General features: G+C 60.7%; 12 protein-coding genes. 7 read left to right on the top strand and 5 right to left on the bottom strand.

Annotated elements, in window-relative coordinates:
* Positions 1-19: 19 nt before the first annotated feature.
* From repB to EFR00_RS01680, 3 genes are all read right to left on the bottom strand, one after another.
* Positions 20-1,069: a plasmid partitioning protein RepB gene (repB, locus tag EFR00_RS01670; RefSeq protein ID WP_040143039.1), complete on the bottom strand. Its 1,050-nt coding sequence runs from the start codon at positions 1,067-1,069 to the stop codon at positions 20-22.
* Positions 1,070-1,114: 45 nt separating this feature from the next.
* On the bottom strand, positions 1,115-2,326 hold the full coding sequence (gene repA, locus EFR00_RS01675) for a plasmid partitioning protein RepA (protein ID WP_077994228.1): 1,212 nt from the start codon (positions 2,324-2,326) through the stop codon (positions 1,115-1,117).
* Between the two features lie 323 nt (positions 2,327-2,649).
* The gene (locus EFR00_RS01680) at positions 2,650-3,108 is read right to left on the bottom strand and encodes a helix-turn-helix domain-containing protein (protein ID WP_077994227.1); all 459 of its coding nucleotides are present in this window, start codon (positions 3,106-3,108) and stop codon (positions 2,650-2,652) included.
* Positions 3,109-3,461: 353 nt separating this feature from the next.
* Here EFR00_RS01680 and EFR00_RS01685 point away from each other — a divergent pair, with 353 nt between their 5' ends.
* From EFR00_RS01685 to scpA, 5 genes are all read left to right on the top strand, one after another.
* Positions 3,462-4,664 carry an MFS transporter gene (locus EFR00_RS01685; protein ID WP_040143326.1) on the top strand — a complete coding sequence of 401 codons (1,203 nt, stop codon included), beginning with the start codon at positions 3,462-3,464 and terminating at the stop codon, positions 4,662-4,664.
* 338 nt (positions 4,665-5,002) lie between these two features.
* Positions 5,003-5,842 carry a MetQ/NlpA family lipoprotein gene (locus EFR00_RS01690; RefSeq protein WP_040143037.1) on the top strand — a complete coding sequence of 280 codons (840 nt, stop codon included), beginning with the start codon at positions 5,003-5,005 and terminating at the stop codon, positions 5,840-5,842.
* 89 nt (positions 5,843-5,931) lie between these two features.
* A complete protein-coding gene (locus EFR00_RS01695; RefSeq protein ID WP_077994226.1) occupies positions 5,932-7,020 on the top strand; it encodes a methionine ABC transporter ATP-binding protein in 1,089 nt (362 codons plus the stop codon).
* A complete protein-coding gene (locus EFR00_RS01700) occupies positions 7,001-7,654 on the top strand; it encodes a methionine ABC transporter permease (protein ID WP_040112982.1) in 654 nt (217 codons plus the stop codon). The genes EFR00_RS01695 and EFR00_RS01700 overlap by 20 nt, the downstream gene beginning before the upstream one ends.
* Before the next feature lie 127 nt (positions 7,655-7,781).
* On the top strand, positions 7,782-9,920 hold the full coding sequence (scpA, locus tag EFR00_RS01705; RefSeq protein ID WP_077994655.1) for a methylmalonyl-CoA mutase: 2,139 nt from the start codon (positions 7,782-7,784) through the stop codon (positions 9,918-9,920).
* Positions 9,921-9,980: 60 nt separating this feature from the next.
* Here the strand turns inward: scpA and EFR00_RS01710 are convergent, their stop codons facing one another.
* Both EFR00_RS01710 and EFR00_RS01715 read right to left on the bottom strand, forming a co-directional pair.
* Positions 9,981-10,742: a hypothetical protein gene (locus tag EFR00_RS01710; protein ID WP_077994654.1), complete on the bottom strand. Its 762-nt coding sequence runs from the start codon at positions 10,740-10,742 to the stop codon at positions 9,981-9,983.
* 70 nt (positions 10,743-10,812) lie between these two features.
* Positions 10,813-11,973 carry a fumarylacetoacetate hydrolase family protein gene (locus EFR00_RS01715; protein ID WP_077994225.1) on the bottom strand — a complete coding sequence of 387 codons (1,161 nt, stop codon included), beginning with the start codon at positions 11,971-11,973 and terminating at the stop codon, positions 10,813-10,815.
* Between the two features lie 366 nt (positions 11,974-12,339).
* Between EFR00_RS01715 and EFR00_RS01720 the strand changes: the two genes are divergently transcribed.
* Together EFR00_RS01720 and EFR00_RS01725 are read left to right on the top strand one after the other, a co-directional pair.
* Positions 12,340-13,350, top strand: coding sequence for a Gfo/Idh/MocA family protein (locus EFR00_RS01720; RefSeq protein ID WP_077994224.1), 1,011 nt, complete (start codon positions 12,340-12,342; stop codon positions 13,348-13,350).
* 10 nt (positions 13,351-13,360) lie between these two features.
* Positions 13,361-14,455 carry a Gfo/Idh/MocA family protein gene (locus EFR00_RS01725; RefSeq protein WP_077994222.1) on the top strand — a complete coding sequence of 365 codons (1,095 nt, stop codon included), beginning with the start codon at positions 13,361-13,363 and terminating at the stop codon, positions 14,453-14,455.
* Positions 14,456-14,469: the final 14 nt, after the last annotated feature.

Genomic DNA, 14,469 nt, shown 5'->3' on the forward strand with positions numbered 1-14,469 from the left:
CGGGGGCCTTTTCTTTTGCTTATTGATCTCCGTTCTTCGTCGAATCCAATGTCTTCTCGAACGCCTCGTAGAGGCGATCCAGATTGCTGGCGATGTAGGCTCCAAAGGCAGATGCCTTTTCCGCCTTCAGCGCTATGGTGAACTGCCTTCCATCATCCTTGATCTTCGCCTTGACGGCTCCGTCCTGGCGCTGCCAGGCGCGGGCCACGGGTTCAAGCGCGGCGGTGGGCAAGGCTCGATGCTTCCTGCTGATGAATGCAACGAGCATGTCGAAGCGGGTGTCCGGCTCGGCGGTCTCGAACGCCGCCGACCTGGTAAACTCGATTGCCCTGGCGGCGATGTTTTCAGTCTCGAATTTCACCGAAAGATCATGCCAGCGGTCGCGGCCAGTGGTCTTGGCCGCGCCGATCGCAGCCAGGACTTCGGCTGGAATCCGTTTGGTGACGGACAGCATCTTGGAAACCGTGGTCTTGTCGGCGCTGAGGGCGGACATGATCGTCTGCCGGTCGAAGCCCAGCGCATCGAGCCTGTCGGCAAACATCGTCCTCTCGATGAAGGACAAATCGGCGCGCGCCGAATTCTCCTGTCCCTGAGCAATGACGTGGTCGCGATCGTCGAGCTTCTTGACCACCGCGCGGACGGGCCGGCCGAGCTCTTTAGCAGCGCGGGCGCGGCGATGCCCGAAGGCGATCTGATATCGGCCGTCGTTCTGGGGATGCGGGCGCACGAGGATCGGCGAATCCTGCCCGCGCAGGCGGATCGCTTCGACCAACTCGCGGAACTGCTCGTCGGTATGGACCAACCGATCCGTCACGAAGGAATCTTCGATCAGCGCGGGATCGAGATCGACTACCGTCTCGCCGCTCGCCAATTGCTCTTCGATCGCCCTGGCTGCATCAGCCTTCGCAGCCAGCGCGTCAATGCTGCGCGTGACGGCCCCGAGAGCGCCGATCCCTTTATAGGTGATGTGCTGTTTCTCATCGCCATGGGTCGGCTCATCCTCATTGTTTACCGCAGTAAACTTCTTGGCGTCGTCCATCAGGCTGGAGAGCAGATTTTTACGCGCCATCAGCCGTCTCCCCGCCACGGTTTACTGCAGTAAACTTCCTGGTCATTACCGCCCCCACGCCTTGTGGATCACATTGACAATTTCGGTGTTGACCGCATCCATTGCCTCCATGGCGCGGTCGTAGGTCGCCCGGGTAAACTGACTTCGCTCGACCTCATAAAGCGTCTGGTTGGTCATCGCCGCATCTGAAATCGCCACGCTGCGCAGCATCGGATTGGTGAGCACGTGGTTTTTGAACATCGACCGCATGAAGGCGACCATCTGTGTCTGCGGCCCGTCCTGCGGATCGTAGCGGGTCACGAGATAACGCAGCCAGTCGAGATTCATGTTGCCGCCGGCGCCCTTCAGCGTGTTCAGCACTTCACCGAGCATCTGCAAGAACTGGCACATCGACATGACATCGAGCATCTGCGGATGAACGGTGATCAGGACCGCCGTCGCGCCGCAAATGGCGCTCATGGTCAAAAAGCCGAGCTGGGGAGGGCAGTCGATGATGACGACGTCGTAATCGTCGGCGACCGAAGAAAGCGCCTCGTCCAGCCGGGCGAAGAAGACGCGTCCATAGTCGCCTGACTTGCCCTGGGCGAGGACCCGCGGCGTGTCATGCTCGAATTCCATTAGTTCCAGGTTGCCCGGCACCAGATCAAGGTTCGGGAAATTGGTCGGCCGGATCACCTCCCGCAGCGGCCTACGCCGGTTGTCGTAGCGAATGGCGGCGTAGAGCGTCTCGTTTTCGTTGACGTCGAACTCGGGCTGAAAACCGTGGATGGCCGAGAGAGACGCCTGCGGGTCGAGATCGACGGCAAGCACGCGGTGACCAGTCAGGGAAAGGTGCTGGGCAAGATGGGCCGCACTTGTCGTCTTGCCGCTGCCGCCCTTGAAGTTGACCACGGCGACGACCTGCAGATGTTCGTGGCCGCGGCGATGGCGGACATAATGTGTACCGGCGCGTGCATTGTGCTCGAGGAAGGCGCGCATCTCTTCCATCTGTTCCGCCGTGTAGGACCGACGGCCCGACGGGGTCACCTGGGGGAGGACACCCTTGCCCTCCAGCGACAGATTGCGAAGATAGCCGCTGGTTACGCCGAGAAACCGCGCCACTTCGGCAAGCTGAAATTCCCTGAGCCCCTTCAGCGCGCGCGGTGGAAACATTTCGAGCCGATGCTGCTTCAGCTTGTCGGATAGTTCCTGCGCCTGACCGATGATCAGCTGATCGACATCGGAAATTGCTTTCTCTATCTGCGGTGCCATATTCATAGAAATCTCGAAAATGCGATTTAAAAGCTCTGCGCGCTTTGAAACCGCATTTATCGCCGATTCTGGAAGAGTGGCAAGGCAAATAGGGTTAACAAGACCCAATCAAGAAGTTGTCCAATCTTTTTCGAGCACTTGCCCAAGCGAGCGTGCCCTGGACCCGTGCGGCAATCGCGCATTCAGGCCGAATCGGACGAGACCAAGCAGAAACAACGGCATTGTACTGAAATCGCAATGTCGAGCATGCAAACCCTTTGACACTGGCCGGTCCGCCGCAGCTTGGCAAATGACTTGGATCTGAACACGCGAATTGCCATTCCGTCCGGTTAGTCTCCGGGCGGGCGGGTGATATCCCCGATGGAGGCCGCCAGTGTCGGACCGCGGCTTTCCGCCTGCCCCATCGCCGTTACCAGTGCAATGATCGTCGCACGGATCTGGGGATCGGCGATCTTCAGAAAGGCACGATTGAGCACCAGCCCCTCTTTGGTTCGCAGGAATTCTGCAACCGGATCGGCGTGGTCCGGTGCATCCAGCTCTCGCACCGCCAACCGCTCGGAGTCGCCCTGCTCGAAAAAGAAGCTCGGTGAGGTGTGAAGCACTTCGGCGATCCGCTGCAAACGACTCGCGCCGATGCGGTTGATGCCCTTTTCGTATTTCTGAACCTGCTGAAAGGTCACGCCGATCTGATCGGCAAGCCGTTCCTGGCTCATTCCGAGCAGTTGCCGGCGCGTTCTGATGCGCGCTCCGACATAGCTGTCTATGGCATTCGGTGTCTTGACATTCATCGCGTATTGTCAGCCTCGATCGCATTTCAATCGCCGCAGCTGTAGTGCCCCCCTGAGCGGTTTTCCATGGTTGTTTTCATATAGCATACCACATATGCGACGATCCCGGCTGACTGTGGTATGAAAACCCCCATCGGAAAGAGGGGATGACTGCGCAAGAACCCGCTCCACTGAAGGAAAATCGAACAAAAGCCGTACCGATCCTGGAGAAACCGGGCTGGCGATTGCTGCCAGGCGTGGGTTAAATGCTTCTCAGCGACCGTCGCGCGACAGTCTTGCCAGCCCCGATCGCCGAAAATCCATCGAAAAAGACGCAGCACGGCACCGACCGTACCTGTTCAGGAGAGATATTGATGGCAACCGTTGCTGAAGGCGCGCCCCGTTTCGAAAAAACGACGATGTCTATTCTGATGGCGGTCAGCTTCTGCCATATGCTGAACGACATCATGCAGTCGCTGCTCGCCTCACTCTATCCGCTGTTCAAGGCGAATTACGACCTGGACTTCGTGCAGATCGGCCTTCTTACCATGACATTTCAGGTCACCGCGTCTCTGCTGCAGCCGGCGGTCGGCATCGTCACCGATCGCTGGCCGATGCCCTATTCCCTGCCGGTCGGCATGGCGAGCACCTTTTGTGGCCTTATTCTGCTCGGCAACGCCGGCAGTTTCACACTGCTGCTGGTGGCAGCAAGCCTGATCGGCTTCGGTTCGGCGGTCTTCCATCCGGAATCCTCGCGTGTCGCCCGTCTTGCCTCCGGCGGTCGCCACGGTTTTGCGCAGTCCTTTTTCCAGGTCGGTGGCAATGCCGGCCAGGCCATCGGTCCGCTGCTCGCCGCCTTCATCGTGCTGCCCCTCGGCCAGCACAGTGTCTCCTGGTTTGCCGTCATCGCCATGGTCGGCATGATCGTGCTGAGCTGGGTGGGCAACTGGTACATGAGCCATCGGCGCCAGAACGCCAGCAGACCTGCCGTCAGTCGAACCCTGCCGCTGCCGCAGAACAGGGTCGTCTGGGCGCTGCTGATCCTCGTGCTGCTGACGGCAACGAAGAATGTCTATATGGCAAGCGTCTCCAGCTACTTCACCTTCTATGTCATCGACAAGTTCGAACTCAGCGTGCAGCAGGCGCAGTTGATGCTCTTCCTGTTCCTCGGCTCGGTTGCCGTCGGCACTTTCCTCGGTGGACCGATCGGCGATCGCTTCGGTGCCCGTTTCGTCATCTGGTTTTCGATCCTCGGCGTCATTCCCTTCGCATTGCTGCTGCCCTATGCGAACCTTCTCTGGACGGGGGTGCTCAGCGTCGTCATCGGCCTGATCTTCGCTTCGGCGTTTTCGGCAATCGTCGTCTTTGCTCAGGAGCTCGTGCCCGGCCGCGTCGGCCTGATCGCCGGCGTCTTCTTCGGCTTCGCGTTCGGGGCAGGGGGGCTAGGTGCGGCGCTGCTCGGTGATTTTGCCGATACGCACGGCATCGACTTCGTCTACCGCGTCTGCTCCTACCTGCCGTTGCTCGGCCTGCTGACGATCCTCCTGCCGCGCATCCCAAAGCAGAAGCCGGCCTGAGGCCATATGGTCCGCAACCAAAGATTTCCTCCGCATCTGGATGGGGAGGATTGGCATGGCTTTACCCTGATGTCGCCCACACTTGGACAGGCGCTACGCCATCACGATCTCGGCGAGCGCGCCTCTCAAGCGCCACCTTCATTCTTCAGGACATGCTTAAGGGCCGCAATTAATCCATAAATTTGATAGAAATTTATCCTGCCGATATCGAAGGCGGGGCAAGAGTTTTTCAGGCTCTTCCTTCACATCAGACGTTCGTGCTTCGCCCCCGATCCGCGCATTTGCCATGCTCAGCCTAATCGGGGCGTTCGGCCTCATTCATTCAGACGGGATATACTATGACCAAGAACAAAAACCTTCACGGCTTACAGTTTTCGCGCCGGGCGGCTCTTGCTGCCGTCGCCGTCTCTGCTGCCGCACTTTTTGCCTTTGCAGTTCCCACTCCCTCCTTTGCCGAGGACAAGTTGATCAAAGTCGGCATCATGGCCGGCGAAGAGGAGGACATCTGGCGTGTCGTCACGAGTGAGGCGGCCAAGAAAGGCCTGAAGATCGAGACCGTCGTCTTCAACGACTACACGCAGCCGAACGAAGCTCTGGAGCAGGGCGAGATCGACGCCAACGCCTTCCAGCATCAGCCCTATCTCGATAACCAGATCCAGCAGCACGGATATCATATCGTCCGCGCCGGCTATACCGGGGTCTGGCCGATCGGCCTCTACAGCAAGAAATACAAGTCCGTCGCCGACATCCCGGAAGGGGCCGTCATCGGCGTCCCGAACGATCCCTCGAATGAAGGCCGGGCGTTGCGCGTTCTTCAGAGCGAAGGCCTGATCAAGCTGAAGGACGGCACGGGCATTCTTGCAACGGTCGCCGACGTCAGCGACAATCCGAAGAAGATCGAGATCAAAGAACTCGATGCCGGCATCGTCGGCCGTTCGATCGATGATCTCGATGCCGGTGTGGTCAACACCGATTGGGCTTTGAAGAGCGGCCTTTCTCCGGCCGAACGCATCGCGCAGGAGCCGGTCGCCGATAATCCGTACCGCAATTTCATCGCCGTCAAGGCCGAGAACAAGGATGCGGACTGGGTCAAGACGCTTGTGTCGTCTTATCAGAACGACACCGTCAAGGCCGAATTCGACAAGGTCTATAAGGGGACGGGTCTCAGCGCCTATTGATCCGAAACTCGGCCGGGGTTAAGGCCTGCCGAAAGGCGGTCCGGGCGTTTCATGCCAGGACCGCCTTTGGTGTTTCTAAGGAAAAGCAGATGAATTCCTTTGTTTCCGCCACGACAATCGAGCCGCAGCCGCAAGCAGCAACGGCCGAAGAAGTGGTGAGACTTGTCGACGTGAAGCGTCGGTTCGGAGCCACGGCCGCGCTCGACGGCATTTCGCTGCAGGTGAAGAAGGGCGAAGTCCTCGGCATCATCGGCCGCAGCGGCGCTGGCAAATCGACCTTGATCCGCTGCCTGAACGGCCTGGAGCGCGTCGACAGCGGCGAGATCCGTATCGAAGGCCGCGATATCACCGGACTTCAAGAACGGGAACTGCAGCCGCTGCGCCGCCGCATCGGCATGATCTTCCAGCACTTCAACCTGCTTTCGGCCAAGACGGTCGAAGACAATGTCGCGCTGCCGCTGAAGATCGAGGGCGTTGCCAGGGCCGAGCGCCTGAATCGGGCGCGTGAGCTGCTTGAGCTCGTCGGGCTTGCCGACAAAGCGAAGGCCTATCCCGCCTCGCTCTCCGGCGGCCAGAAACAACGCGTCGGCATCGCCCGCGCGCTCGCGGCGCGTCCGGCGCTGCTGTTGTCCGACGAGGCAACGTCGGCGCTTGATCCCGAGACGACCCGGTCGATCCTGTCCTTACTCAAAGATATCAACCGCAAACTCGGCCTGACCATTCTGCTGATCACGCATGAGATGGAAGTGGTGCGCGGCATTGCCGATCGGGTCGCGGTCATCGATACCGGGCGGATCGTCGAGGAGGGCCAGGTCTGGTCGGTCTTCGCCAATCCGCAAGAAAGGATCACAAGGAGCCTGCTCGGCGGCATCCGCCCGCAGCTTCCCGATCATATAGCCGGCCGGCTATCGGCGACATCCGGCAGTGAGGCGATCCTCAGTGTCGATCTGGCCGGGCCCGAAGCGCAAGGCGCGCTGTTTGCCGAGCTTTCGGCGGCGCTGCCGCATTCCTTCCGTCTGGTCCATGGCGGCATCGACCATATTCAGAACCAGCCGGTTGCGCGGTTCTTCATCGCCGTTCCCATGCGCGACCCCGCGCTTGCCGGGAAGGTCGAACAATTTCTGACGGCCCGGTCCGCCCGGGTGGAGGTGCTTGGTTATGACGCCGATCATGTTTGAACTGCTGATCCGCTCGCTTTGGGAGACCGTCCTGATGACCGTCGCCTCCGGCGTGATCTCCCTCGTCGCCGGTCTGCCGCTCGGCCTTGCCCTTGTCGTCACCGCACGCGGCGGCATCGCTGAAAATCTCTGGATCAATCGCGTGCTCGGCGCTGTTATCAACGGTTTCCGCTCGGTGCCCTTCATCATTCTGCTGGTGGCCCTGATTCCGCTGACGCGGCTGATCGTCGGCACCGCGCTTGGCACATGGGCGGCCATCGTGCCGCTCGCCATCGCCGCGACGCCCTATTACGCCCGTATCGCCGAAGTGTCGCTGCGCGAGGTCGACCGCGGGCTGATCGATGCCGTGCGCGCCATGGGCGGCAATCGCTGGACCATCGTGCGCGAAGTGCTGGTGCCCGAAGCGCTGCCCGGCATCGTCGCCGGCTTCACCGTGACGCTGGTGACGCTGATCGGCGCCTCGGCCATGGCAGGCGCAATCGGCGCCGGCGGACTCGGCGATCTCGCCATTCGCTACGGCTACCAGCGCTTCGAAACCAATGTGATGATCGCGGTGGTGGCCGTCCTTGTCATCCTCGTCTGCGGCATTCAGTGGCTCGGTGACCGGCTGGTCGCCAGGCTGGACCACAAATAGGTCGGCCCAGCAAACTCGTGGCGGATGAGGCAGGCGATCGATGCTTTGCTGCGTTCAACGTCCTAAGGCTTTATCGCATTGTGCGCCTATGAAATGATAAGGTGCGATGAAAGAGCCGGAGGAAGGCATGACGAAGAAGACGCTGTCGGATTGGGCGGAGCTTGCGCAGAAGGAACTGCGTGCCTCGCCCGAAACGCTGATTTGGCAGACGCCGGAAGGCATTGCCGTCAAGCCGCTCTATACGGCCGAGGATCTCGAAGGCGCCGCGCATCTCGGCTCGCTTCCCGGCTTTGCGCCGTTTACCCGCGGCCCGCGCGCCACCATGTATGCCGGCCGGCCGTGGACAATCCGTCAATATGCCGGCTTCTCGACGGCAGAGGAATCGAACGCCTTCTACCGCCGCAATCTGGCCGCCGGCCAGAAGGGCCTGTCGGTCGCCTTCGATCTCGCCACCCATCGCGGTTATGACAGCGATCATCCGCGCGTCGAAGGTGATGTCGGCAAGGCGGGTGTCGCGATCGACAGCGTCGAGGATATGAAGATCCTGTTCGACGGCATTCCGCTCGGGGAAATGTCTGTGTCGATGACGATGAACGGCGCCGTCATCCCGATCCTCGCCTCCTTTATCGTCGCAGGCGAGGAGCAGGGGGTGCCGAGGGCCGACCTTTCAGGCACCATCCAGAATGATATCCTCAAGGAGTTCATGGTCCGCAACACCTATATCTATCCGCCGGAACCCTCGATGCGGATCGTTGCCGACATCATCGAATATACGGCAAGGGAGATGCCGAAATTCAACTCGATCTCGATCTCCGGCTATCACATGCAGGAGGCCGGTGCGACGCTGGTGCAGGAGCTGGCCTTCACGCTGGCCGACGGTCGCGAATATGTCAGGGCGGCGATTGCCAAGGGCCTCAACGTCGATGATTTCGCCGGAAGGCTCTCCTTCTTCTTTGCGATCGGCATGAACTTCTTCATGGAGGCGGCGAAACTGCGCGCCGCCCGGCTGCTCTGGAGCCGGATCATGGAGGAGTTCCAGCCGAACAAGGCGGCCTCGCTGATGCTGCGCACCCATTGCCAGACCTCCGGCGTGTCGCTGCAGGAGCAGGATCCCTATAACAACATTATCCGCACCGCCTTCGAGGCGATGTCGGCCGTGCTCGGCGGCACGCAATCGCTGCACACCAATTCTTTCGACGAGGCGATCGCGCTGCCGACGGAATTTTCCGCCCGCATCGCTCGCAACACCCAGCTCATCCTGAGCCACGAAACCGGCGTCACCAAGGTGGTCGACCCGCTGGCCGGCTCCTATTACGTCGAGAGCCTGACGCAGGAGCTTGCCGATAGGGCCTGGGCGCTGATCGAGGAGGTCGAAGCGCTCGGCGGCATGACGAAAGCCGTCAATGACGGCCTGCCGAAGCGGATGATCGAGGAGGCGGCCGCGCGCCGCCAGGCTGCCGTCGACAAGGGCGAAGAGGTCATCGTCGGCGTCAATCGTTACAGGCTCGACAACGAACGGCCGATCGACATTCTGGAGATCGACAACAGCGCCGTGCGCGCCGCCCAGATCAAACGGATCGAGGAAACCAGGCGGCGGCGCGACGGCAATGCCGTGCGCGAGACATTGGCCGCCCTTGCAGAGGTGGCGCGCACCGGGAGCGGCAACCTGTTGGAAGCATCGATCGAGGCGGCACGGGCGCGCGCCACCGTCGGCGAGATCTCCGATGCCATGCGCGGAGCCTTCGGCGATCATGCCGCCACGCCTGCCGTCATCAAGGGCGTCTATGGGGAGGCCTATGACAACGAGCCGGAACTTGCCGTGCTGAAGACCCGGATGGCGGAGGTCACGGAAGCGATGGGACAGCGGCCGAAGATCATGGTCGCCAAACTCGGCCAGGACGGGCATGACCGTGGCGCCAAGGTGATCGCCTCGGCCTTCGGCGATATCGGTTTCGACGTGCTTGCCGGACCGCTCTTCCAGACGCCTGAGGAGGCCGCCGGCGTGGCGCTCGGTGAAAAGGTCAATGTCGTCGGCGTCTCATCGCTGGCGGCCGGTCACCGGACCCTGCTGCCGCAGCTGATCGACAGGCTGAGAGAAAAGGGCGGTGGCGATATCATCGTCGTCTGCGGCGGCGTCATTCCGCGACAGGATTATGAATTTCTGCACGAACACGGCGTTGCCGCGGTGTTCGGGCCGGGGACGAACGTCCTCGAGGCAGCCAACTCCGTGCTCGACCTGCTGCAGGGCAGGCGGCGGAACCAGTAAGAGGGCGTAGCGTTGGTTTCCCGCCAAACAACGCTAATGGACAACAAACGGGGAAAGCGTTTATGCGCCCTCATCAGATAGCCAGATCCGCAATTGGCCGACGGGCTTGAAACCGAGCTTTTTCATTTCGTCTAGCGCTTCACCGCGATCATATCCGACAAGGGGCAAATCGCCTGAAAAGGCGATACTGGCCAACGAAATTGCATCCCGGAAGGCCTGCGGCGTACCAGCCAAGCTAAAAATATTGGAGATGCCTACAACCTGCGGCGATCGATTTGCGATGAACCCCGCATCAAAGCCGTCGCCGGCCAATCGACCATAGATGTGCATGTCGGGATCGGAAAGCAGGGCAGGTGTGAAGACGTTGGCATCGGTCGGGCTACCAGACTCTTTCCAGGAATGTTCCCAGCGATCCAGCGCTGCCACCTCGCGAATGCGTACCCAACCTTGAGGCGCACTCGATGAACTTTTATGTGGTTCAGCCCAAATCCATGATGCGGAAAACAACAACCGGAACCCGTTGTTGTTGAGATCTAGCTTGGAAAAGCCGTCTTTGACACTAGGTCGCCGTCCTAGCCGATCTGTCAGCCGATCGATTTCAATCAGCTGCTTTTCAGTTGCATCCCGGTCAAGGGTCGTCATGTTGGAATAGTATGGAGGTGCGACTGCATCACTTGTCCAAAATGCGCTGGTTCGCTGATCAGGCAATCCATGAGCACGGAATATTGCCTGATACAGGTCGGCATTGTTAGCGACACAAAGGCGCACTTTTTCGTCATCTGAGCGTTCTTGGATACCGCTTTGTAGACAGCTATTTGTCATAGCAAACCTGTTGATCAGAGCGGCTGACACCAAGCCGGTACATTTCGCGACAAGTTATGCGCTCAATAACTTATAGCAATCCGCGCTTCGCCAGATTGCGCATCAGCGCCGAAATGCCGAAGGTCCAGGGCGGGCATTCGGTGGAGAGCCGCACCGTGTTGACGAGCGTACCGAGACCGGCCGAGGAAATCTCCACGACATCGCCGATCTTATGCGTGAAACCCTGCTTCGGCGCGTCGCGATCCTGGGTCGGGGCAAACAGCGTGCCGAGAAAGAGCATGAACCCGTCGGGATATTGATGATGGGGCCCGAGCGTCTGTTTGACGAGGTCGGTCGGATCGCGGCTGATCTGCGACATCGAACTCTTGCCATTGAGCACGAAACCATCCTCGCCGGTGACCTTCAGGTCGAGCTCGGCCTTGCGCACGTCATCCAGCCCGTAACCGGCATCGAACAGGCGGATGAACGGACCGATCGAGCAGGAGGCGTTGTTGTCCTTGGCCTTGCCGAGCAAGAGCGCCGAGCGGCCCTCAACGTCGCGCAGGTTGACGTCGTTGCCGAGCGTCACGCCCTTGATCTCGCCGCGGCTGTTGACCGCAAGCACGATTTCCGGTTCGGGATTATTCCAGGTCGAGATCGGATGCAGGCCGACATCGGCGCCCCAGCCGACCGAAGAGAGTACCGGTGCCTTGGTGAAGACCTCGGCGTCGGGGCCGATGCCGACTTCGAGATATTGCGACCACATGCCCTCGTCGATCAGGGCCTGTTTCACCTTGGCAGCCTCGGGCGAACCGGCCTTGACATTGGTGAGACTGCCGCCGATCAGCGTGCTGACGCGTTCGCGGATCGACGCGGCACGATCAGGATTGCCGGCCGCCTTCTCCTCAATGACGCGCTCGATCATCGACTGGGCGAAGGTAACGCCGCAGGCCTTGACCGCCTGCAGGTCGGCGGGCGCCAGCAGATAGGGACGAGCCGTGTCCGGCGCTCCCTTGCTGTTGGCGGCGATCTCCTCCAGCGAGCCGATCGCCTTGCCTTTTGCAGCGCGGACGAAGCCGGCGGCATCCTGCTTTTCGAGCACCGCACTCAGCGTCGGCGCCTCGCGCGAGGTAATGTCGACCAACATGCCCTCGCGAAGCGTTACGATGCTCGGTCCTGCTGCCTCGGGGCTCCAGACGCGGCCGACAAAAAGACCAGACGAAGCAGCGGCATTGAGAAGGGGATGAGACATGGTGATCCTCCGTCACAGGCAAGCGGGGAGCGCTCTTTGAATATCTTCGAGGTCGTTGCCGCCCTCCAACCCGGCGGCGGCAGAAATCGATCACATTCACGCAGACGGGGCAAGAGATGCTGGAGAAAAAGACTTTCGTCCAATCGGATCGAATGAGCGGCTTGTCGGCAAAACGGCGCCGGAAGGCAGTAAATAACTATTTAGATACTAAATATCTGTTTGATTTCAGGTATTTACATATATCGATAGGCAATTTCAGCCTCGATCTCGCCTTGACAGGAGGCAAGTTTCGTTATCTGTTTTGCCCGACATGGAGGATGTCGGCGCCAGCCGGTGCTCAGAAAATCCCGGGAGGATATTGCAGCAATGTTGAGATTTGCCGTCGTCGGAATCGACCATGGGCATACGTTCGATCACGTGAAGGGGTTGCTTGCCGCAGGCGGCGAGTTCGTCGGCTACTGCCCTCGGACCTCGGTGCCGGCATTGCGTGAGACGTTCGAGAAGACCTATCCCGGTGCGCCGCAGATCGATCGCGAAAAGCTGTTCGACGATCCGTCGATCGATGTCATCTGCATTGCCGCGATCCCGCGCGACCGCGCCGGCCTTGCCATCCGGGCGATGAAAGCGGGCAAGGACGTGATGACCGATAAGCCCGGCGTCACGACCTTCTCCCAGCTCGAAGAGGTCAAACGCACCGTGGCAGAGACCGGCAAGATCTTCTCGATCTGCTTTTCCGAGCGCCATTGCGTGCGCTCCGCCGTCAAGGCCGGCAAGCTCGTCGCCGAAGGCGCGATCGGCAAGGTGATCCAGACGCTCGGCGTCGGCCCGCACCGCCTGCAGCTGCCGACGAGGCCCGACTGGTTCTTCGATCCGGAAGCCTTCGGCGGCATCATCGTCGACATCGCCTCGCATCAGGTCGACCAGTTCCTGTTCTATACAGGCTCGAGATCGGGCGAGGTCATCGCCAGCTCGATCGGCAATTTCGGCATGCCCGACAAGCCGGCCTTCCAGGATTTCGGCGAAGTGCTGCTGCGCTCCGACAGAGCGGCAGGTTATGTCCGCGTCGACTGGTTCACGCCGGAGGCACTGCCGACCTGGGGCGACGGACGCCTGACCATCCTCGGCACCGAGGGTTATATCGAGCTGCGCAAATATATCGACATTGCCGGCCGGCCGGGCAAGGATCACCTCTTCCTCGTCAACGGCAAGGAAATGACCCATATCGATTGCAGTGGCGAAAAGCTCGATTATTTCGACGCCTTCACCGCCGATGTCGGCAACCGCACGCAGACGGCGATGACGCAGGATCACGTATTCGAGGTCTGCCGCCTTTCGCTCGAAGCCCAGACGAAAGCCGCGCGCATCGGCGCTCGCTGAGGAGGATGACATGACCAGGAAATTGCGCGTCGGCGTCATCGGCGCAGGCATTGCCGCGCGGCACCTAACCGGCTTCGGCTGGAACAAGGATCTCTTTGAGGTTCCCGTACTCTGCTCGCTCGATGAGGATCGCGGCAAAGCGCTGTGCGAAGAGTTCGGCATCGGCGAATACACGCAGGACGCAGACTCGCTGTTTGCCCGCGACGATCTCGATATCATTGATATTTCCACGCCGCCGAGCTCGCATTTCGAGCTTTGCCGCAAGGGCATCGAATCCGGCAAGCACGTGATCTGCGAGAAGCCGCTCTTCGGCTCGATCGCCGAGGTCGACGAAATGGGCCGCATCCTCGCCCGCTTCCCCGGCCAAAAGCTGATGCCGATCTTCCAGTATCGCTACGGCTCCGGCCTGCAGAAGCTGAAGCTGCTGATCGAGCGCGGCCTGGCCGGCAAACCGTTCCTGACGACGATCGAGACCCATTGGTGGCGCGGCCCGGATTATTACGCCGTGCCGTGGCGCGGCAAATGGGCGAGCGAGCTCGGCGGCGGCCTTCTCGGCCACGCGATCCACGCGCATGACATGCTGAATTATGTGCATGGACCCTGCGCCGAGGTGTTTTCCTATGGTGCGACGCTGGTCAATCCGATCGAAGTGGAAGATACGGCCGCCCTTTCGGTCAAGATGCAGAACGGCTCGCTGGCGACGCTGTCGATGACGCTCGGCTCGCGCAAGGAGATCTCGCGGCTGCGCTTCTGCTTCAGCGATCTCGTCGCCGAAAGCATACTCGAACCCTACACGATGGGTCGCGATCCCTGGGTCTTCACGGCTGGGACGGAGGAACACCAGGCGCGGATCGACGAGGCGCTGGCCGCCTATGTGCCGGGCGAGGACGGCTATACCCGCCAGTTCGAGCTCTTCCACAAGGCGATCATCGAGGGCAAGGAACCGCCGGTGACGCTGCAGGATGCCCGTAACTCACTGGAGTTGGTGACGGCCGCCTATTTCTCGCAGCGCACCGGCAAGCCGACGCCGATGCCGATTGCCGCCGATCATCCGCTCTACCGCTCCTGGCTTCCGGAGGAACAGCGCGCGGCTGCCGGCCTGTGAGCAAAGCAGGGGAG

The sequence above is a fragment of the Rhizobium sophoriradicis genome (assembly GCF_003939025.1).
GTDB classification, from domain to species: Bacteria; Pseudomonadota; Alphaproteobacteria; order Rhizobiales; family Rhizobiaceae; genus Rhizobium; species Rhizobium sophoriradicis.

Coding starts and splice junctions, on each gene's coding strand:
- repB (WP_040143039.1), bottom strand. CDS start 1,069: ATGGCGCGTAAAAATCTGCTCTCCAGCCTGATGGACGACGCCAAGAAG.
- repA (WP_077994228.1), bottom strand. CDS start 2,326: ATGAATATGGCACCGCAGATAGAGAAAGCAATTTCCGATGTCGATCAG.
- EFR00_RS01680 (WP_077994227.1), bottom strand. CDS start 3,108: ATGAATGTCAAGACACCGAATGCCATAGACAGCTATGTCGGAGCGCGC.
- EFR00_RS01685 (WP_040143326.1), top strand. CDS start 3,462: ATGGCAACCGTTGCTGAAGGCGCGCCCCGTTTCGAAAAAACGACGATG.
- EFR00_RS01690 (WP_040143037.1), top strand. CDS start 5,003: ATGACCAAGAACAAAAACCTTCACGGCTTACAGTTTTCGCGCCGGGCG.
- EFR00_RS01695 (WP_077994226.1), top strand. CDS start 5,932: ATGAATTCCTTTGTTTCCGCCACGACAATCGAGCCGCAGCCGCAAGCA.
- EFR00_RS01700 (WP_040112982.1), top strand. CDS start 7,001: ATGACGCCGATCATGTTTGAACTGCTGATCCGCTCGCTTTGGGAGACC.
- scpA (WP_077994655.1), top strand. CDS start 7,782: ATGACGAAGAAGACGCTGTCGGATTGGGCGGAGCTTGCGCAGAAGGAA.
- EFR00_RS01710 (WP_077994654.1), bottom strand. CDS start 10,742: ATGACAAATAGCTGTCTACAAAGCGGTATCCAAGAACGCTCAGATGAC.
- EFR00_RS01715 (WP_077994225.1), bottom strand. CDS start 11,973: ATGTCTCATCCCCTTCTCAATGCCGCTGCTTCGTCTGGTCTTTTTGTC.
- EFR00_RS01720 (WP_077994224.1), top strand. CDS start 12,340: ATGTTGAGATTTGCCGTCGTCGGAATCGACCATGGGCATACGTTCGAT.
- EFR00_RS01725 (WP_077994222.1), top strand. CDS start 13,361: ATGACCAGGAAATTGCGCGTCGGCGTCATCGGCGCAGGCATTGCCGCG.